This is a genomic window from Levilactobacillus senmaizukei DSM 21775 = NBRC 103853, from assembly GCF_001592085.1.
Taxonomy (GTDB): Bacteria; Bacillota; Bacilli; order Lactobacillales; family Lactobacillaceae; genus Levilactobacillus; species Levilactobacillus senmaizukei.
Genome location: NZ_BCWD01000013.1, coordinates 43,641 through 62,675, shown reverse-complemented (window position 1 = coordinate 62,675; position 19,035 = coordinate 43,641). Strand labels below are relative to the sequence as shown.

16 protein-coding genes, 1 pseudogene and 1 riboswitch are annotated in these 19,035 nt (G+C 48.1%); of the genes and pseudogenes, 8 read left to right on the top strand and 9 right to left on the bottom strand.

Going from position 1 to position 19,035, the window contains the following annotated elements; all coding sequences use genetic code 11:
* Positions 1–188: 188 nt before the first annotated feature.
* Together LSE01S_RS06390 and LSE01S_RS06385 are read left to right on the top strand one after the other, a co-directional pair.
* Positions 189–1,478, top strand: coding sequence for a dicarboxylate/amino acid:cation symporter (locus tag LSE01S_RS06390; RefSeq protein ID WP_061776799.1), 1,290 nt, complete (start codon positions 189–191; stop codon positions 1,476–1,478).
* Positions 1,479–2,262: 784 nt separating this feature from the next.
* Positions 2,263–2,428, bottom strand: a riboswitch (M-box (ykoK) riboswitch).
* Between the two features lie 213 nt (positions 2,429–2,641).
* Positions 2,642–3,205 carry a redoxin domain-containing protein gene (locus tag LSE01S_RS06385; protein ID WP_061776798.1) on the top strand — a complete coding sequence of 188 codons (564 nt, stop codon included), beginning with the start codon at positions 2,642–2,644 and terminating at the stop codon, positions 3,203–3,205.
* A 47-nt stretch (positions 3,206–3,252) separates the two neighbouring features.
* Here the strand turns inward: LSE01S_RS06385 and LSE01S_RS06380 are convergent, their stop codons facing one another.
* Positions 3,253–3,600, bottom strand: coding sequence for a hypothetical protein (locus tag LSE01S_RS06380; protein WP_061776797.1), 348 nt, complete (start codon positions 3,598–3,600; stop codon positions 3,253–3,255).
* A 169-nt stretch (positions 3,601–3,769) separates the two neighbouring features.
* On the opposite strand from LSE01S_RS06380, the gene LSE01S_RS06375 reads away from it, so the two are divergent.
* Positions 3,770–4,411 (top strand): SDR family oxidoreductase, encoded by a 642-nt coding sequence (locus LSE01S_RS06375; RefSeq protein ID WP_061776796.1) that lies wholly within the window; start codon positions 3,770–3,772, stop codon positions 4,409–4,411.
* 267 nt (positions 4,412–4,678) lie between these two features.
* Here the strand turns inward: LSE01S_RS06375 and LSE01S_RS10790 are convergent, their stop codons facing one another.
* From LSE01S_RS10790 to LSE01S_RS06360, 4 genes and pseudogenes are all read right to left on the bottom strand, one after another.
* Positions 4,679–5,071, bottom strand: a complete 393-nt coding sequence (locus LSE01S_RS10790) for a hypothetical protein (RefSeq protein WP_235808312.1) — start codon at positions 5,069–5,071, stop codon at positions 4,679–4,681.
* A gap of 78 nt (positions 5,072–5,149) precedes the next feature.
* Positions 5,150–5,212, bottom strand: a pseudogene (locus tag LSE01S_RS11130) (helix-turn-helix domain-containing protein); the annotation flags it as partial.
* A gap of 222 nt (positions 5,213–5,434) precedes the next feature.
* A complete protein-coding gene (gene gnd / locus LSE01S_RS06365) occupies positions 5,435–6,877 on the bottom strand; it encodes an NADP-dependent phosphogluconate dehydrogenase (RefSeq protein WP_061776795.1) in 1,443 nt (480 codons plus the stop codon).
* A gap of 161 nt (positions 6,878–7,038) precedes the next feature.
* The gene (locus LSE01S_RS06360; RefSeq protein WP_061776794.1) at positions 7,039–7,461 is read right to left on the bottom strand and encodes a MarR family winged helix-turn-helix transcriptional regulator; all 423 of its coding nucleotides are present in this window, start codon (positions 7,459–7,461) and stop codon (positions 7,039–7,041) included.
* 80 nt (positions 7,462–7,541) lie between these two features.
* Here LSE01S_RS06360 and LSE01S_RS06355 point away from each other — a divergent pair, with 80 nt between their 5' ends.
* Entirely contained in the window at positions 7,542–7,991 is a 450-nt protein-coding gene (locus LSE01S_RS06355) for a GNAT family N-acetyltransferase (protein WP_235808310.1), read from the top strand.
* 124 nt (positions 7,992–8,115) lie between these two features.
* On the opposite strand, the gene zwf is transcribed toward LSE01S_RS06355, so the two are convergent.
* On the bottom strand, positions 8,116–9,603 hold the full coding sequence (zwf, locus tag LSE01S_RS06350) for a glucose-6-phosphate dehydrogenase (protein WP_061776793.1): 1,488 nt from the start codon (positions 9,601–9,603) through the stop codon (positions 8,116–8,118).
* A 588-nt stretch (positions 9,604–10,191) separates the two neighbouring features.
* Here zwf and LSE01S_RS06345 point away from each other — a divergent pair.
* Complete coding sequence (locus LSE01S_RS06345; RefSeq protein WP_061776792.1) at positions 10,192–10,995, top strand: Ig-like domain-containing protein; 804 nt, start codon at positions 10,192–10,194, stop codon at positions 10,993–10,995.
* A 130-nt stretch (positions 10,996–11,125) separates the two neighbouring features.
* Here the strand turns inward: LSE01S_RS06345 and LSE01S_RS06340 are convergent, their stop codons facing one another.
* Positions 11,126–13,027 carry a heavy metal translocating P-type ATPase gene (locus LSE01S_RS06340; protein ID WP_061776791.1) on the bottom strand — a complete coding sequence of 634 codons (1,902 nt, stop codon included), beginning with the start codon at positions 13,025–13,027 and terminating at the stop codon, positions 11,126–11,128.
* 483 nt (positions 13,028–13,510) lie between these two features.
* Between LSE01S_RS06340 and LSE01S_RS06335 the strand changes: the two genes are divergently transcribed.
* Complete coding sequence (locus tag LSE01S_RS06335; RefSeq protein ID WP_061776802.1) at positions 13,511–15,268, top strand: glycoside hydrolase family 2 protein; 1,758 nt, start codon at positions 13,511–13,513, stop codon at positions 15,266–15,268.
* Positions 15,269–15,283: 15 nt separating this feature from the next.
* The gene (locus tag LSE01S_RS06330) at positions 15,284–16,687 is read left to right on the top strand and encodes an MFS transporter (RefSeq protein WP_061776790.1); all 1,404 of its coding nucleotides are present in this window, start codon (positions 15,284–15,286) and stop codon (positions 16,685–16,687) included.
* Between the two features lie 75 nt (positions 16,688–16,762).
* Here the strand turns inward: LSE01S_RS06330 and LSE01S_RS06325 are convergent, their stop codons facing one another.
* A complete protein-coding gene (locus LSE01S_RS06325) occupies positions 16,763–17,326 on the bottom strand; it encodes a Dps family protein (RefSeq protein WP_061776789.1) in 564 nt (187 codons plus the stop codon).
* A 28-nt stretch (positions 17,327–17,354) separates the two neighbouring features.
* A complete protein-coding gene (locus LSE01S_RS06320; RefSeq protein ID WP_061776788.1) occupies positions 17,355–17,582 on the bottom strand; it encodes a heavy-metal-associated domain-containing protein in 228 nt (75 codons plus the stop codon).
* 238 nt (positions 17,583–17,820) lie between these two features.
* On the opposite strand from LSE01S_RS06320, the gene LSE01S_RS06315 reads away from it, so the two are divergent.
* Positions 17,821–18,987 carry an MDR family MFS transporter gene (locus LSE01S_RS06315; RefSeq protein WP_061776787.1) on the top strand — a complete coding sequence of 389 codons (1,167 nt, stop codon included), beginning with the start codon at positions 17,821–17,823 and terminating at the stop codon, positions 18,985–18,987.
* The last annotated feature ends 48 nt before the right edge of the window (positions 18,988–19,035 follow it).

Genomic DNA, 19,035 nt, shown 5'->3' with positions numbered 1-19,035 from the left:
TTTTTTTAGTATTTAGGGCAATTTTATAGATGATTAATCATTATTGTAACAAGGGATTTGCTGGTGAAATTATCTGTAGTGCTAGGTACTCGAGCAACAGTGTGATATGATAGTTAAGTATGATGAGAAAACAATGAGAGAATCGATAAAGTCGTTCGGACATTAATCTAGAGAATGGTGGAAGGAAAATGAAAAAGTATAGAAGTTACCGCCTAAGTTTGGGCTGGCAAATTTTGATTGGATTAGTTCTCGGAATTATCTTGGGAGTCGTCTTCTATCAAAACAAGGTGGCCATCACAGCCATGCAAAATATTGGGACCATGTTTATTAGTTTGATTCAAATGATTGTGCTCCCAATTGTTATTTCTTGTTTAACGGTTGGGATTGCCAACATGGGTGATATTAAGCAATTAGGTCGAGTCGGTGGTAAGACCATCCTGTATTTCGAAATTATGACCACGATTGCCATTGCGTTAGGGTTATTGGTGGGGAACATCTTCCATCCTGGCGATTTCATTGATATTCATCAATTACATAGTACCGATATTAGTCAATATGTCTCCTCGGCCAAATCTGCTAAAGATTCCGGTATCTGGGCAACCTTGATGGGGGTTATTCCAACCAACATCTTCAAGTCCCTGAGTGAGAGTGACATGATGCCAGTTATTTTCTTCTCAGTTTTCTTCGGCTTAGGCACGGCAGCGATTGGTAAGCAAGGTCAGGTTATCATCGATGTTTTAGACGCGGTTTCTCAAGTAATGTTCCGGGTGACCAATTGGGTCATGCACATGGCGCCAATTGGTGTCTGTGCTTTGATTGGGGTGACCATTGCTCAGATGGGCATCTCAGCCCTCGCACCATTGGGATACTTTATCATCTTAGCCTATGCCACCATGATTGTGTTTATTCTGGTCTTCATGGGCTTGGCGGCGCGGATATTTAAGTTCCGTCTCTGGGATCTTCTCTATGTGATTAAGGATGAGGCAGTTCTGGCGTTCTCAACGGCCAGTTCGGAAGCAACCTTGCCACGGTTAATTGATAAGATGGATAAATTTGGAGTTAGCCAAGGAATTGTTTCTTTTGTAATTCCGACGGGCTATACGTTTAACTTAGACGGTTCCGCCATTTATCAATCTCTGGCCGCACTGTTCCTTGCGCAGGCCTATCATATCCACCTGAGCCTTGGCCAACAGATTACCCTACTAGTTGTCCTGATGATTACTAGTAAAGGGATGGCTGGCGTGCCAGGGGCCTCATTTGTGGTCCTACTGGCAACGGTCTCGACAATTGGTGTCCCAATGAGTGGTTTAACCTTCATTGCCGGAATTGACCGGTTAGTTGATATGGGTCGCACGGCGGTTAACGTGGTGGGGAACTCCTTGGCCACAGTGATCATTGCTAAATCTGAACACGAATTCAGTGAAGAGAAGAGTCAGAAATATCTCGAAAATATGCGTGCAGCAAAAGTCAAAGCTTAAAATAAAGGTCCTCGCCAGTGCTGGTGAGGACCCTTTTGATCGCCAAATCAAAAGAGCTAGCAGTCCATCTATCTGGAATGCTAGCTCTTTTTCTAAATCGTATTGTTTACCTAATACCAGCTCAACTAACTGCATATTGGAACAACTTGCGGGGTGATTCCCATCAGCCCATGGGTGCCAACAATTCGTTTTGTTAACCAGATTCGGTTTGGTATCAGTGTACTTAAATCGACTAGTTGACCTTAAAGACCAGCCTCATGAAACGGCGTCAGTTACGGTTGAATTTCTCCCCATCGGGTTCCCCCAACGGTGAAGCTTCGTTACTGATGTAACGCTATTCTGACTAGCACGTCAGTGCATTATAGTGGAATAGAGCCGAGAAAAACGGCGTAACTCTAGCTTGCGTTAATCAAAAAGTGGTTTGAATCCAGCTGGATGCACAAACGAATTCGCGAAGACCAGACGAGTTACAGTCGGTTACAACACCAACAGCGTCTGGAAAGGAGTGCCCAGTTGATTCGGTTTAACGTCCCTTAATCGAACCCCCGCATCAAGCTACGGGTCCGGAATCGGGAAAGCTAGAGTGGCCGTTCTCCTCAAAGCGTCAACCAAGAGGTGTGAACAGACTCTGACTTTCCCACCGGCGAGTTATAACACGATCCAGGATCATCTAATAATTGTGTCGTCATGTTCAATCACCTCCTATAATGTCGACAGTGACGGCCGGAACAAATTAAAAGCGCTTAGTCGCGATCGACTAAGCGCACAATTAAAAATCGTGAACTATCTTAGCCAATCGTTGAGTTTTAGCACTATACGGCGTAGTTAATTGCTAACAGCTACATTAGAACAGGCCTTACTTTGACCTGTCCAGTTGACTCATTGGCGTTTCTCGACGTTTCTGAGTAGTAGCATTTTCCGTATAGGAGCCTCACCTAACAGCTTCTGATTTATCCTATGCACTTAGTTTATATCATTGGCAATCAGAGTGCAAGGAAAAACGCCCACAACTTCTAAATAATAATTATAATAATTTACTAAGACGCTTACTGACTTATTTATAGGGAATACCGGTATCTAGTTTAGAATCATTATTTATTTGCTATTGACGAACGTGTATCCTGGAGGTGAGTCAGAGATTACTGAATGAGGGGGATTTTAAGATGAATTACATTGGTTCAACGTTACCCGATTTTAAAGTAAAGGCCTTTCAACATGGCGAGGTCCAGTCATTGACGGCGACCGATCTGAAAGGCCATTGGTCCGTGCTGTTTTTCTATCCGGCTGACTTTTCCTTTGTCTGCCCGACTGAGCTAGGCGATTTGGCGGAGCACTACGCAGCTTTCAAAGATCAAGATGCTGAGATTTATAGTGTTTCCGAGGATACGGAGTTTGTCCACCAAGCTTGGCATGAACAGAGTCCAGAGGTGGGGCAGGTTGAGTACCCAATGATTGCCGATCCAGCCGGCGATCTGGCACGGCACTACGGTGTTTTGGATGAAGATGCGGGTCAAGCTTACCGTGGGGTATTTATCCTGGATCCAGCTGGAGCCGTTCGGTCATATACCATCAATGACATGGGAATTGGCCGGAATGCAACCGAAATCCTACGGACACTGACGGCGGCTCAATTTGTCGCGGAGCATGGTGATCGGGTTTGCCCGGCTAACTGGCATCCTGGCGAAGCAACCTTACAACCTGGAACCAAGCTTGTTGGTAAAATCTAAATTGACAAAAAGGGACCGCAACCTAATCGTTGCGGTCCCTTTCAAACTTAAATGCCTGGGGCAATTGCGGCGTATTCTTGGAGATACCAAGCTTTCCAGGTGTTACCCTTTAACCGACCATCGGCATTGTAGGCCAGGTCGACCGTCTTCAGAATTTCGAGAAACATCTCGCGTTTATATTCCAACACACCAGCGGCTAGTTCCGCGGGGCTGAATGAACGGTTGACGTAGAGATAATGGTTGATATCGTTCATGGCGTAGTCCACTTTGTATTGAGACAAGATTTCCAGGTCATTAGACCGGAAGTGGCGAATGTAGAACTTAGCAAAGTCAATCAGGGCTTGTTGTTGAGCATCTGCATCCAAATCAGTGATTTTCAAATCTGCATTTGGCAAGATTGGTGACCTCCTCATAAAATCTCTGGGTTGCTGCGAGTGTTGGTCGTACCCTAACTTTATTATGGCACTTTTTATAGGTAGGTAAAAGTTTGTCACCTGCTTTTTCCTGAATTTCGTGGCAAAATGAATATAGAAAGACAGGATAATTAGAAATGGTGGGAAGAATATGCGAGTGTTGGTGATTGGGGCTAATGGTGAAGTGGGTCATTTGGTGGTCCAGCAATTGTTATCGGTCGGGGATGAACCCATCGCCGGTATTCGTCCGGACGAGCCGGATGAGGATTGGCGAGATCGTGAGATTGCTGTTGAACGACTCAATCTGTTAGCAAAGCCGGAGCGGTTGGCTCAAGGAATGTTAGGTGCGGATGCGATTATCTTCGCGGCTGGTTCGGGTGGTCGAACCAAGGATGATATGACCTTGCTTATTGACTTAGATGGAGCAGTTAAGTCGATGCAGGCCGCCGAGATTGCCGGTGTACGCCGGTTTATCATGCTGAGTATGTTATTTACCGAGGACCGTAATCGCTGGGCCGATCCCCTCAAACCGCTATACGTGGCGAAGTTTTACGCGGATGACTGGCTGGTTCACCGAACGCATTTGATTTACACAATTGTTCAGCCAGGGGCGTTATCCTTTCATGCAGGTACTGGTCGGGTAAAGAGCGATCCGCTGGCGGTTGGCAGTATTTCACGGGCGGACGTGGCAGCGTTTATGGTTGCGGCGCTACATGCGCCCCAGGCTCGGCGCAAGACTATTCCCTTATTGAGTGGTGATCAGTCGATTGCGGCAGTCCTGCAGAATTTATAAGTTAATGATCGAAGAGTCGTGACGAGGTCGAGTGGGAAGCGGGTCTGGCGGTCGAAATCAACCAATGGGCGGTGCTTCACGCCATTTGGACCGAGCTCGCGGACTCTTTATTAGGGACTCGGCAAGTGAGCTTAAAAACGTTAGTTATTCGTCAAAACGGCGATCAAAACCAAACGGGGTTTGATCGCCGTTAAAGCTCGGTTAGGCGTTTCCAACGGAGCTGACACGTCAATGGGTGGTATGAATGAGCAGTGAGCCCACTTTAATCTATTGAGCGATGAGACGGTGGGTGTACTTAATCGTACCGAATGCCAGGGTGATCCAACACCCGATGGTAAGGTACAGGACATCCGTTAGTAGACCCGAGTGATGGAGCTGCCAGGCAACGATAGCGCCCGTGGTACTGATGAGCGTAACGATCAGCAACCACCGCCGACTCTTTTGCCAGCGTGCGACCGGATCTTCTTGAATGAGTGTGCTGGCAAATTGATTGAGTGTCCAGAAGTTCAGCAGAGCGATGAGTAGCAGCAGACCCTTGGCAGAGGCAAACTGGTCGTCGAATAGGAGAGCGACCATTAGGATGCTATTCATAATGGTTAGGTTACGAATGGTCGGGTGTAGGGCATGCAGAACCGCGGGTTTCCGCAACGTGTCTGTCATGCTGCGGTCTTCTTTCAACAGGATGTCTAAGGACAAAGTGTATAGGTTACTGAGCTTAATGAGACTGTCGATGTCGGGGTAGCTATGCCCGGTTTCCCAACTGGAAATGGTTTGGCGCGAGACGTGTAAGGCGTCCGCCACCTGACTCTGAGTTAATTTTTTTGCTGACGGGTTTGTTGTAAAAGGCCCCCAAATTTCATGATGATTCCCCCTTAATGACTAACTTCACCATACCAAATATCGCCAAAATTGCCTAGCTAAGTTTCTAAGCATGCCTGTCATATCAAGGGATTCGGCATGCTAGGCCTAAAATTAAGCAGATAAAAAAGACGCCATAACGGCGTCTTTAATTTAAAATCGGTTTTATTGTTCTTCGTACCAAGTATAGTGGAAGTTCCCTTCGCGGTCGTTCCGTTCGTACGTGTGAGCACCGAAGTAGTCCCGTTGCGCTTGCAACAAGTTAGCAGGTAAAACTTCTGCCCGGAAACTATCATAGTAAGTGATAGCGGCGGATAAACTCGGAACGGGGATGCCGGCTTGAACAGCCATGGCAACCACGTCACGGATTGATTGTTGATACTTGCCAGCGATATCCTTGAAGTAGCTATCGAACAGTAGGTTAGACAACTTAGGATCTTTGTCGAAGGCTTCGGTAATGTTTTGGAGGAATTGGGCCCGGATGATGCAGCCACCCCGCCAGATTTGTGCTAATTCACCGAACTTCAAGTCCCAGTCGTTAGCTTCGGAAGCGAACCGGAGTTGTTCGAAGCCTTGAGCATAGCTCATCAGCTTACCAAAGAAGAGGGCTTGGCGAACTTCCTCGACGAACTTGTCCTTGTCAGGGATGTCAACGTTGCCTTGCTTTTCAGCAGCTGGCAATTCCTTCGAAGCCTTAACCCGTTCGTCCTTCAACATGGAAATGTAACGAGCGTAAACGGCTTCGGTAATTACTGATTGAGGAACTTGAACGTCCAGAGCATCTTCGGAACTCCACTTACCAGTCCCTTTGTTGTTCCCGCGGTCCTTGATGGCGTCGACGATTGGTAAGTTCTTGTCGTCGCCCAAGTCATCCTTACGAGTCAAGATGTCGGCAGTGATTTCAACTAAGTAACTGTCCAATTCACCCTTGTTCCAGTCTTTGAAGATGTCGGCCATCTCGTCAACTGAAATACCGGCAACGTTACGCATGATATTGTAGCTTTCGTCGATCAGCTCTTCATCACCATATTCGATCCCGTTGTGGACCATCTTAACGTAATGGCCAGCACCGTTAGGGCCGATGTAGGTTACACAAGGCTTGCCATCTTGGGGAGCCTTGGCAGCAATCTTGGTTAAGATTGGTTCAACCAAGTCGTAGGCTTCTTTTTGGCCACCGGGCATCAGTGAAGGCCCTTGTAAGGCCCCTAATTCACCACCGGAAACACCCATACCAATGAAGTTGATCCCGGACTTATCGAGTTCGGCGTTACGAGCCATCGTATCGTGGAAGTTCGTGTTCCCACCATCGATGAGGACGTCACCCTTGTCCAAGAGTGGTAATAGTTCGTGAATAACGGCATCGGTTGGCTTACCCGCCTTCACCATCATGAGAATCCGCCGAGGCGTTTCCAAAGACTTCACGAAGTCCTCAACGTTGTAACTTGGGACCAGCTTCTTTTCACTGTGGTCTTTCATAACTTGTTCGGTCTTGCTTGCGGAACGGTTGTAGATACCAACCGTGTAGCCGCGGCTTTCAATGTTCAGGGCTAAGTTCTTGCCCATGACCGCCATACCAACAACACCAATATTTGCTTTTTGATCTGCCATTAGTAACCTTCCTTTACGTTTGAAATTAAGAACGGTTTGTCCAACAGTTAGTGTAGCATTGAACAATTTAAAAGGAAAATGTTTTGTCTGATTTTTACTGAAAGATTGGGAAAGCTTTCACTGGTTATTAGAATAATGATAGCGAACGAGAATTTCCGTTTTTAAAGCTGGATGTGCTTGATATTGTTAGCTACTTTGCCCAATAATTCGCTCAGGAGGGCCTTTTCACCGGTTGACAGGCCTGCTGTACCCGCAGCAATGATCTGCCGCTCATAGCGTTCGAGGTCGGGATACACGGCTTGGCCTTTTTCCGTCGCCATGAGGGGCCGGCGCTTTTTATCCTGTTCATCCACGGTGCGGACCACGTACTCGCTGGTAATCAGCTTGCGGACGGTTCGTAGACAGGTGGAGGGGTCGACGTGAAGTTGAGCGGCGAGTTCTGTTTGGGTGATGCCGGGATTCTCGACGATCTGCATCAGATAGATGAATTGGTTGTGGTGCAGTTGATCGGGCTGGAAGCGTTGGTTACCAATGACGGCAGTTGCCCGGGCGATCAGACCGATACTGCGAAATGAATTAGGCATGTTTTCCTCCAGTAGTTGCATTTGCAATTAAACAGTGAGATACTCGTTAACAACATTATAACACAGGGAGAAGCGGTACTATGATTAACTGGCAGATTGAGTCCTTCGACGAATTGACAACTATTGATTTATATAAGATTGCATATGAACGTATCCGGACGTTTGTTATTGCCCAGCACCGGCCCTATCAGGAGATTGATCAGACGGATTTGATTGCGCGGCATATCGTCGGTTATCAGGATGGCCAGCTCGTGGCCTATGCCCGCGTCTTTACCGACGAGGCGAGCGTCACGTTCGGTCGAGTGCTGACGATCCCTGAGCGACGAGGTCAAGGGTTGGGCCGCCAATTGATGGAACAAATCGAGGGTGAGATTGCGCGTCACTTTGCCTATCGACCAATCTTTATTGAGGCACAGATTGACAAGCAACATTTTTATGAGAAGTTTGGGTACGTAGCCGAGGGCGCAGTCTTTGACTTTAATGGCTCACCGCATATTCGGATGACCAAGCCGGCTTTGGTTCAAGCTTAGATTAACTAAAAAGGCGCTGCAATCATTGATGACTGCAACGCCTTTATCTGTAGAAAACCAAGTTATGCCTTGGTCCTCACTAATCAATTTTAATTTCTCTAGCTGTCGACCAATGCCAGGACGACTAGTTGTTTAAACGGTAGACCCATTCGCGATGATCGCGTTGGATCAGTTCTTCAGCGGCTGCAGGCCCCATTGAATGTGGCGTGTAGTTAGGGAATTGTGGTTCTTGTAAGTCCCAAACCCGTCGAATTTGGTCCACGAACTTCCAAGCGTAGGAGACTTCTGGCCAGCTTGAGAAGTTGGTCCCGTCGCCCTTCAAAACGTCATGCAACAGACGTTCGTAAGGTTCTGGCGTTTCCTTAGACTTTTCAGCATCAACCAGGTAGTCCAACTTGATTGGTTCCGTTTGGAACAGAGCATCGTTGGTCTTTGCATTCAATTGTAAGGAGAACCCAGCGTGTGGCTCAACGAAGATCGTCAAGACGTTGGCGGCCAGAGGGGCGTTCGGTGCTTGTGGGAAGGCAAAGATATCAACCAATGGCTTCTTGAAGACGACATCCACTCGGGTAAATTTGTCGGCTAACATCTTCCCGGTTCGGATGTAGAATGGGGTGCCAGACCAACGGTAGTTATCGAACAAGAGCTTGCCGGCAACGAAGGTTTCCGTCGTTGAATCGTGAGGAACGTTGTCTTCATGACGATAGTCGGCTTGGTCGTTGATCGACCCATATTGGCCGCGGACGAAGTTGGTTGCAGCGTCAGCAACATTGTAGACCCGCAAGCTCCGTAAGGCTTTCACTTTTTCAGCTCGAATATCGGTATCCGTGAAGGCAACGGGTTGTTCCATGGCTAACAGGGAAACAATTTGCATGATGTGGTTTTGAACCATATCTCGCAGAGCCCCACTGTTATCATAGTAGGAAGCCCGTTCTTCAACCCCAAGCTTTTCGGACAGCGTGACCTGGATGTTATCGATGTAACGGTTGTTCCAAAGGGATTCAACCAGGGTGTTACCGAAGCGTAGGGCTTCGATGTTTTGAATCATTTCCTTACCCAGGTAGTGGTCAATTCGGAAGATTTGTTCTTCATCGAAGGACTTGCTGAGGGCATCGTTTAATTGTTTTGCAGAGTCAAAGTCGCGACCGAATGGCTTTTCGATTACCAAGCGGTTGAAGGCCTCTTCGGTATCAGACATTAAGCCTTGGGACCGCAAATCTTGAGCAATCGTGCCGAAGAATTGTGGGGCCATGGACAGGTAGAAGATCCGGTTACCTTGTAACTTGTACTTCTTGTCCAATTTGTCAGCCAATTCCTTTAAAACGGAATAGTGGGCTGTGTCCGTGACGTCATGTGCTTGATAGTAGAAATGGGAGATAAAGTCGCTGGCTTCTTTGGAGTCGGCGCGTTCGCCACTATCTGCCAATGATTTCTTGATGGCAGCGCGGAACTTTTCATCGTCTAACGTTTGCCGGGAAGTCCCGATAACAGCGAAATGGGACCGTAAGTTACCTTTGTGATATAAGTTAAACAGACTTGGGTAGAGCTTCCGGTAAGCTAAGTCACCAGTGCCTCCAAAGAACATGAATAATGCGGTACGTTCAGTTGCCACGGATTCGTCACTCCTTAAGTGTGAGTTTAATGAGGTTATTTAACAGGACTGAACCCACCCAGCCGAATGGGCCAAGCAGGTGTGGCCGACGAGTGTCTAGACCACTTCGAAGGTTCATTATACGCTACTTTCAAATGAAACGCGACAATTTTAAAGCAAGAAATTAAAATTAGGACAACCGGTTGCATTGGCTTAAAATCAACGCTTTCAGCCAAGTGCTGGTTTCATGAAAGCAAAACAGTTTTTGCCGTGGGGATATGAAAACGACTTGCTTCCGGTCACTGGTCGATCGACTAATCTGACGTTAGTCTAGCAAATCAGGTGGAAAAAGACACGTGATTGGTGTTGGACAATTGCAACAACCAACTTGGCCGACAAGGGGCTGTTGTGGCAGTCTTTGACAATGTGGGATGTAAACCATTCTCTTCTAAACTAAGTGGATGCTAAGCTAATTTTAAGCCTTATTAAAAAAGACTAAAAACCGCATGAAACCGGGTTCAATTAAGGTTGAAAGCTGTTATACTATGAGGCGGTTAGAAAATAAAGTGCCGGCACCGAACTGTCGGCCGATTAAGGGGTCAGGATATAATGAAGAAGTTTATGATTGCTTTGACCGGGTTGGTAACGTTGGCCACGGTAGGTGCAGTGGTACCAGCAACGGCCGTAACGTCAGCCACGACTGCTCACGCGGCAACTCACGTGGGGCCAAGCTTGAACGTTAAGACGATTCGTACGTCAACCACCAAAGTTTCGGGGACGGCAACGAAGGGCTCAAAGATTACGGTTAAAGCCACGAAGAAGGCTAAGAAGAACTTGGCTAGTGGTACTGCTTCTAAGAAGACGGGGAAGTTCTCGGTTAAGTTGTCCAAGAAGCTGAAGAAGAACGCTAACGTTTACGTTTATGCAACGAACCCTAAGACGAAGACGTCCTTCTACCGGATCATCCGCGTCGAAGCTGCCGCTGCTAAGAAGGCCGCAACCACGACCAAGAAGGCTACGAAAAAGACGACTAAGAAATCCACTAAGAAGGCCACGACTAAGAAGAGCACCGCTAAGTTCACGGTCAAAACGCCTACTGGGACTTGGAAGTCTAACAAGGCTAACAAGTACTCGCAAAAGTGGGTCTTCAGTCAAAAGTCTGGTCTGAACGAATATCTTTACAAGAACGGTAAAAAGGTTAAGACCTTAGTTTCTTACGCTAAGTACAGTGTTAGTGCTAAGACACCAACGTTCTGGAAGATTACGTATACCCCTAAGGGTTCTAAGGCTAAGAAGACCGTTTACCTGCGTTTCACTTCTGCTAAGAAGTTCAAGGTCGTTAACAGCAAGAACAAGGTCGTTGCCGTCAAGGCCGGTGTTGCCCCAGCTGCTAAGTGGACTTTTACGAAGTAGGCTCATTAATAAAATAGATTATTGTTAGTGGTATCCCCAATAGCGGGTGCCACTTTTTTTGTAATAGTCGTTCACGTAAAACGGCCCCCACCAAGTTTAGTGAGGGCCGTTTTTGATTTGCTAGGCTGAGTTAGTTTGTGACAAGTTGTTGAGTAACGGGCTTAGGTGCCTTGGCAACCCGTGGCCGGTAGCGGATGAGCCGCATAGCGTTGAAGATAACCACTAGGATGGAAGCTTCGTGGACAAACATCCCACTAGCCATGTAGATGTAGCCGTAAACCAAACCGATTAACAGGAAGGCCACGGTCAGAATGGCAATGGTGATATTTTCTTTAGTGTTAGCGGAAGTTTTTTTGGCTAGGCCAACGGCATGGTTCAGGGCCGTAAAGCTGGATTGCATCAGGACCACGTCGGCTGTTTCAATGGCGACGTCGGTCCCGCCCCCCATGGCGATACCAATGTTGGCGGTGGCTAAGGAAGGACTGTCGTTAATCCCATCACCAACGAAGGCGACGTGACGACCCATGTCTTGAAACTTCTTAACGAAGGTGACCTTATCGGATGGCAAGAGGTCGGCATGGACCTCGTCAATCCCTAGTGACTTGGCCACGGCTTGGGCGGTCGCTTGGTTGTCACCCGTTAACATAACCAAGTGCTTGATACCTTGGCGCTTTAGAGCGGCTAGGGCAGCGGGCACCTCATCACGAACCGTGTCAGCGACGCCTAAGATAAAGGCTAATTTGCCTTGGTAACCCACTAATACCGTGGATTGACCGTCGTCTTGCATGTCATGGAGGTCACTGAGTTGGTCGGCCGATAATGTGATGTCATGATCCTTGAGTAAGGCGGCATTCCCGACGTACAGGTCGTGGTCATGCCATTGGCCAATCATCCCACGGCCTTTAACGGTCTCGGTCTCAATGGTTTTAGCATCGGTGGCGACGTGATTGGCCAGATGAGCGGTGATGGCTTGCGCCAGGGGATGGTCGGAGGTTTGTTCAACTTGGGCCACGCCGGCTAATAATGATTGGTCATCGGTGTAGCTTTGAACACCAGCAACGGTCATCTTACCAGTGGTTAGGGTCCCGGTCTTGTCGAAGACTAAGGTATCGACCTTGGCCAGACTGTCAACGACGTCGCCCCCTTTGATTAGGATGCCGTTCTTAGCGCCGTTACCGATTCCGGCAACGTTGGAAACGGGGGCCCCGATAACTAGGGCGCCAGGGCAACCCAGAACCAGGACGGTGATCGCCAGCTTGAGGTCCCGTGAGAATACGAAGACCAAAATGGCAATGACCAGGACGGCTGGCGTGTAGTATTGGGCAAATTTATCAATAAACTTTTCGGCAGGTGACTTGGTATCTTGGGCTTCTTCGACCAGTTCAATAATCTTGGAGAAGGTGGTTTCGTCACCAACTTGGGTCGCCTTGACCTGAATTGTGCCACTTTCAACCATGGCGCCGGAGTAAACGCCGTCGCCGTTGCCCTTGTTAATAGGACGAGATTCACCGGTAATGGAGGCTTCGTTTACGTAGCCAGAACCATCGACGACCTGACCATCGACGGGGACTTGGCCCCCGGCTTTAACCAAGACAATGTTGCCTTCTTCCAGGTCATCCACGTCGACTTCTTCGGTCGTCCCATCGTTAGTGACCAGTTGGGCGGTTGTTGGGGCCATCTCCGTCAGTGATTGAATGGCGCCGCGGGTCTTGGCCAGCGTCTTTTGTTCTAGGTAGGAACCAAAGAGGAAGAGGAAGGTGACGATGGCGGATTCTTCAAATTCACCAATGGCAAAGGCCCCAATAACGGCGATACCGACCAAGAGTTCAATACTGAAGACCTTGGCCTTCAAGGCACTGATGGCTCGCAGGACGATCGGAGCTGCGGCAATGACGGAGGCAATGATCCAGGCCGTATCCGTGATATACGGGATTTTGGTGAACCAGGCGTTCAGGAAGCCGAAGATGATGAGGCCGGCCGACCAAAAGGTAATGGGATTAGTGTGGGAATAGATATAACGTTGAATAGCCATAAATAAACGATCCTTTCTGTGAAGTCGATTTTTTCAAGACTTGTTGTTCTTGTTGATGTTTCCATTATGCCGTGGATTCAAACAAATTAACTTGATGCGAATCAAGTCGGGACAAATAATTTGAGCTTTTTTGAAATAAATTGCCAATGAAAAGAGGTGCGGGCGAAAAATCGTTAATTGAATAATTGGTATACCGGAATTAAACGTTCGTTAAATTTACATTCTGATGGTGTGAAGGGCTGAGAATTATTGGGAAATCTGTTAGATTTTTAATAGATCACAAAGATAAAACGATTTAAAATGGCATTTTGACAACAAATAAGCCCGATCGTTACTGGTGGGGATGATTAACTCTGATGAACTGATTATGCCGAATGAAATAAAGGCGGGTGTGTTGGTTTGACAGGATGATCTAAAATTGGTACGCTTTTCTCTGGTGCTGAAACAGGTGGCACGTGCTGACAGTTAATGAGGTGATTAGTGTTGGATAGATTAGCATTTCCCAATCCCCAGCAGATCCGTCAAGAGTGGCTTGACCTGAACGGACAGTGGGATTGTTTATTGGTTGAAAATGAAAACGATTACATAATGCCGCCAACGGCGGATCAATTTGACCGGCAAATCCAAGTTCCTAGTAGTCCAACTTTTCCCGTTTCTGGGCTGGACCTCACGACATATTACCCGGTCATCTGGTATCGTCGGGAATTTGCGGCCGACTTACAGGATCAGCAGCGGGCGCTCTTAAACTTTGAAGCGGTCGATTACGAATGTGACATTTGGCTTAATGGCCAACATATCGGGCATCACCGGGGTGGTCATACGCCATTTACCCTCGACGTCACGAATTGGCTGATGGCTACGAATGAGTTGATCGTGAAGGTTGTTGACCATAATTTAACGACGCAGCCGATCGGCAAGCAGAGCTGGAAGGATCAAAACTTCTTGTGCTGGTACACGCGGACCATTGGCATTTGGCAAAATGTTTGGTTGGAATTTACCGGAGAACATTACGTGACGAGTTTTACCGCCTTGCCAGAAATTCACCGGGCATCCTTGAATCTGGACTTGGAGTTGGACGCGCCGGCGGCAGTCGAGGTTCGAGCGACGGCCCGCTATGCCGGTCAGCTGATCACGACGGCTACGGTTTCCGTCAAGAACGGTCGCGCCAAGTTTGCCTTGGATGTCAGCGATAACCAAGCGAACTTTCGACTTCATTATTGGACGCCAGAGACGCCGGACCTCTATGATCTATCATTGGAAGTCTTGGACCGTGGCCAAGTAACGGACCATATTGACAGTTACTTTGGGATGCGGGGAATTGAAACTCGCGGTCATGATATCTTGGTCAACGATCAGCGAATCTACCAGAAGTTAGTCTTGAATCAGGGGTACGACCGACACAATGGCCTCAGCGCCCCGGTTGCGGGTGATGCTGCCGACGTCGATAAGATTAAGGAAATGGGCTTTAACGGTCATCGACTGCATCAACACGTGGGTAGCCACCGGCTGCTCTATCTCTGTGACGCGAAAGGTCTATATACCTGGGCAGAAATGCCGAGTCCGTTTGAGTTTAGCCCAACGATGATGGCAAACTTTCAGGCAGAGTTGCCAGCCTTCATCGCCAAGCATATCAACCATCCAGCGGTGATCACCTATGTCTTAATGAATGAGTCCTGGGGGGTCAACGAAATCGCCCATCAACCGGCGGAACAGGCCTTTGTCGATGGCCTCGTCGACCTGACCAAGGCCTACGATCCAACGCGCCTGGTCATTGGTAACGATGGTTGGGAACAGGTAAAGACCGACGTCGCCACCGTTCATGATTACGACAACGATCCCGATCGCTTGACGGCCAGCTATCCAGACCTGAAAACGACCTATGAGGGGTCGCCATCACAAACCAGTGGTCGGCGGACCTTCTGCGATGGCTATCAGCAACAGGCGGTTCCCTTTATTCTCAGTGAGTATGGTGGGATTGCCTACGAAGAAAATGCGCAGGCCAACTCTTGGGGTTATGGTGACCGGATTCAGTCTAAAACGGACGTCGTTGCTAAGATCGAAGCGTTAACGCAGGCTGTGATGGCCATTCCTAATTGTGCCGGCTTCTGCTACACGCAGCTTTCCGATGTGGAACAGGAGGTTAATGGTTTATTGGACCATGACCATCGGTACAAGATTGATCCAGAACAAATTCACGCGATCTTTACGGCGGAGCACCAGACGGGCTTTGTCTTTGACTAGTGGGGGAATAAAACGATGAAGGAAAATGATTTAACGTTACCAAAGGACGATGACCAGAGCCAAACGGTCGCGCCGAGTGAGTATGCCGCCTACTTCTTATACGGCTTTGGCCAGTGTTTTAGTTTTGGGGTAGTCGGGAGCTTTATCCTGATTTTTTACACGGATATCGTGGGAATTTCATCCGTGATTGCCAGTGCGATCTTCATGATTGCCCGGCTGTGGGATGCGGTCTTCGATCCCGTTGTTTCCGGGTGGATTGATAAGCACAAGACGACCACGGGGAAGTTTCGGAAATACATGCGGATTGCCCCAATTTTTGTCGCCGTGTCGACGGTTACCTGTTTCATTAGCCCAGACATCAGTATGGGTGGAAAGATTATGTATGCCGGCGTGACCTACATCCTGTGGGGGACGCTGTACGCCTTTTCCGACATTCCTTTCTGGTCACTGTCAACCGTTATTTCTAAGAATGGTCAGGCTCGAACGAACCTGTTGACGACTGCCAACCTGGGTGTTTTCGGGGGTATCGGGATGGTTGGTTTGATCCTACCGATGATGCTGACCTATTTCAAACAGCATGGGTCACCAGCATCTAGCTACATGATTAGTGTGGCTATTCTGATGGTCGTTGGATTTGTGCTGATGGAGATTGGTTACAAGTTCACCAAAGAACGGGTTGTTAGCCCCAAGGCTGAGAAGCTCACAACCAAAGATATTGTGGATTCCGTGAAGGCGAACAAGTACATGCTCCGGATTCTCCTGTTGTTCTTCCTCAAGATCTTTATGGAAATGGTCAACAGTATTATCATTTACTTCTTTACCTACAACCTCCTAAATGCTAACTTGATGAGTGTCTTTGGGTTGATTGGGACGTTCAGTGCCCTCGGGTTCTTCCTGATTCCGCTGCTGACGAAACGCTTTAAGAAACTCCACATTCTTCGGGTGCTCTTGATTACCGACGTCATCGTGCGGGTGGCGTTCTTTGCCACTGGCTATCGGCATGTCGTGCCGGTCTTTATCTTTCTGGCGATTACGCAGACGCTTTATTCGGCAACTGGTCCGATTATTTCTGCCATGTTGGCCGAAACGGTGGAATACAGTGAAGTTAAAACCGGGAAGCGGTGTGAAGCCATCGTTTTTGGTGGTCAAACCTTTGCCAGCAAGGTGGCCATTGCTGCGGCTGGTGCCTTAACCGGGTTGCTATTGTCCGGGGTTGGTTATCAGGCCAACACCACACAATCCAGCACGACGCTCACGGGACTCTTCGTGATTATTTCGATTCTACCCGCGCTGGGGTCGTTACTTCGGCTCTGGGTACTTGCCAAGTATGATTACACGGAAGACGAGTTCCATGACTGCATGAAGATTATTGAAGAACGCCGGGTGAAAGCCGAAGCCGACGAATCATCACAAGCTTAATATTGAAGTGAACACTAAAGGCCCCGGTAACTCCTCACAGAGAGTTGCCGGGGCCTTTAACTTGGTTAGTAGCGGTTAGTCGTCATCATCGTCATCGTCTTCTTCATCGAGACCGTCGCGAGCATCTTTGCCCAGAAGGGCTTGGAGTTCTCGGATAATGTGGTTATTCGTGCCACGCAGGTCGGTTAGGAAACTTGCCAAAGCTGGGCGTTCTTCCTTCTCGGCGAGCTTGATGGCCCGGTCGATGAAGAGATTGTGGGTATCCGCGTCGTGGACCAGTTCGTCAATCTGGTCTTCAGCGGCGAAATATTTCTTGTCGCCGCCTTCCTGTAACATGTTGTAGTCGTGGAATTCCTTGGTTGTCGTGGAGACGATTTCGCCTTCATCTAAAAGCAATTCACCCAACGCATCGAATTGACGACGATAGGTTGCAATGTAGTCATTGAGCAGGGCCCGAACGCTGACGGCCAGGGGTCCCTTGACGGACCAACGAACTTGGTGGAATTTCACAATTGAAATGTGGAGGTTAGCTAAGATATGGTTGGTCATGGCCCCAGCGGTTGGGACGTGGTGGTCATGTTCGGTTTGTGCCTGTTCGGCAGCGTAACGGTCGGCAATCGTCATGGTGTTAGTAGTCATTGGATGAACTTCCTTTCAAATTTGGGTTTTAAAGAGCTTTAACTTTTGAACTTTGAACGGCATAGCCTAGGTCAGTTACGGTGGCTTCTAGGTCGTCGGCAGAGATAGCACTGTCATCGAATTCAGCCTTAACCTTGCTGGCGTTGAAGAGGACTTTCACGTTTTTCACGCCGTCTTTCTTACTAAGAGCGCCCTCGATTTTAGTCATGCAAGATGGGCAGGTCAGGTCGTCTAATTTCATGGTTACTTTACTCATATTGAAAACCTCCTTAGGTTTCGCTTGTCTTGATTACATAAATTAGTATACGGTCGACCGCGAGAAAAGAACTTGACTCAGATCAAGTTACCCAAAGTTTTTTGAAATTTACCGTAAAAATGAGCAACTTGCTCATAAAGCAGCGGTTTAATCGGGTTTATCGTGGGTAAGAGTTTCGGAATATTAGTAAATATGCGACAATATATAGCAGAAATAAAAAATAAGTGAGGGACGAACCATGTGGAAGAAGAAAAAAGAAGTGAGTATGGCGGGGGTTGTCACCGCAACATTACTCTTAAACGCTGCGGCCGCATGTATGTGGCCGTTGACGACCGTTTATATGCATAATCAACTCCATCAAACCCTGGCGTTGGCCGGGGTGGCGTTGCTGGGCATGTCACTATGCATGATTCTAGGAAACTGGCTGGGTGGCTGGTTATTCGATCACTGGTCGCCCTTTAAGAGTGGTGTGATCGGGACGCTGTGCTCGTTAATTCCCATGGTGGGGCTAATCTTCTTTCACGGCTGGCCGATTTTTGGTTTCATGCTTTTATTCATTGGGCTAGGCGATGGAATTGTGATGACAGTGGTGAACTCCTTTGCGGCGAACGTGAAGAGTGTGAATAGCCGGCGAGTCTTCAATTACCTCTATATCGGGATGAACCTAGGGGTCGTGCTGGGAACTTTGATGGTGGGTTATCTGATGGATCATGGGGTAACCCTGGTCTTCATCGTCGCTAGCTTCTGCTACGCGGCTCAGCTGATTATCTTCGTGTTGGACTTTCGAGTACCCATCGAGAAGAAGACCTACAGTCGTGACCAAAAGACCGTTAAACCAGTTCAAATAAAGCTGATCTGGCTGATTAGTTTCTTAGTCTTCTGTCTGTATTTGAGCTACTCCCTGTGGGAAAGTGTGATTTCGGTTCACATGACCAACTTGGGAATTTCCTTTGAAAAGTACAGTCTTCTCTGGACGTTGAATGGGATCCTGATTGTTTTCGGTCAACCGTTAGCGAATCGGATTGGGGCTAACTTTAAGTTGAGCTCGCAGATTTGGACCGGGACGGTCGTCTTCATCCTGTCCTTCTTACTCTTGGTCTTTGCGAAGAGTTACGCCACGTTTGTCTTCACGATGGTTATCCTGACATTGGGTGAAATGACGGGATTCCCAGGGATTCCCGCCTGGATTGATAATCTAGCGGGTGAGAATGATAAGGGCAAATATCAAGGGATTTATAATATGGCCATCTCATTTGGTCGGGCCATTGGACCCTTATATGGGGGCCTATTGATCGAATATGGGAGCTACCAATCCCTGTTCTGGTCGGTGACGGTGATTATGCTGCTAGTCTTAGGAGCCGTCATGTTCCGGAACCATCGCGACTTGTTGAAGTTAAAGGAATAGCTGGTGGCGCAGGCAGCTAGCCCGAGAGCATTAACGTTGTGAGCTACT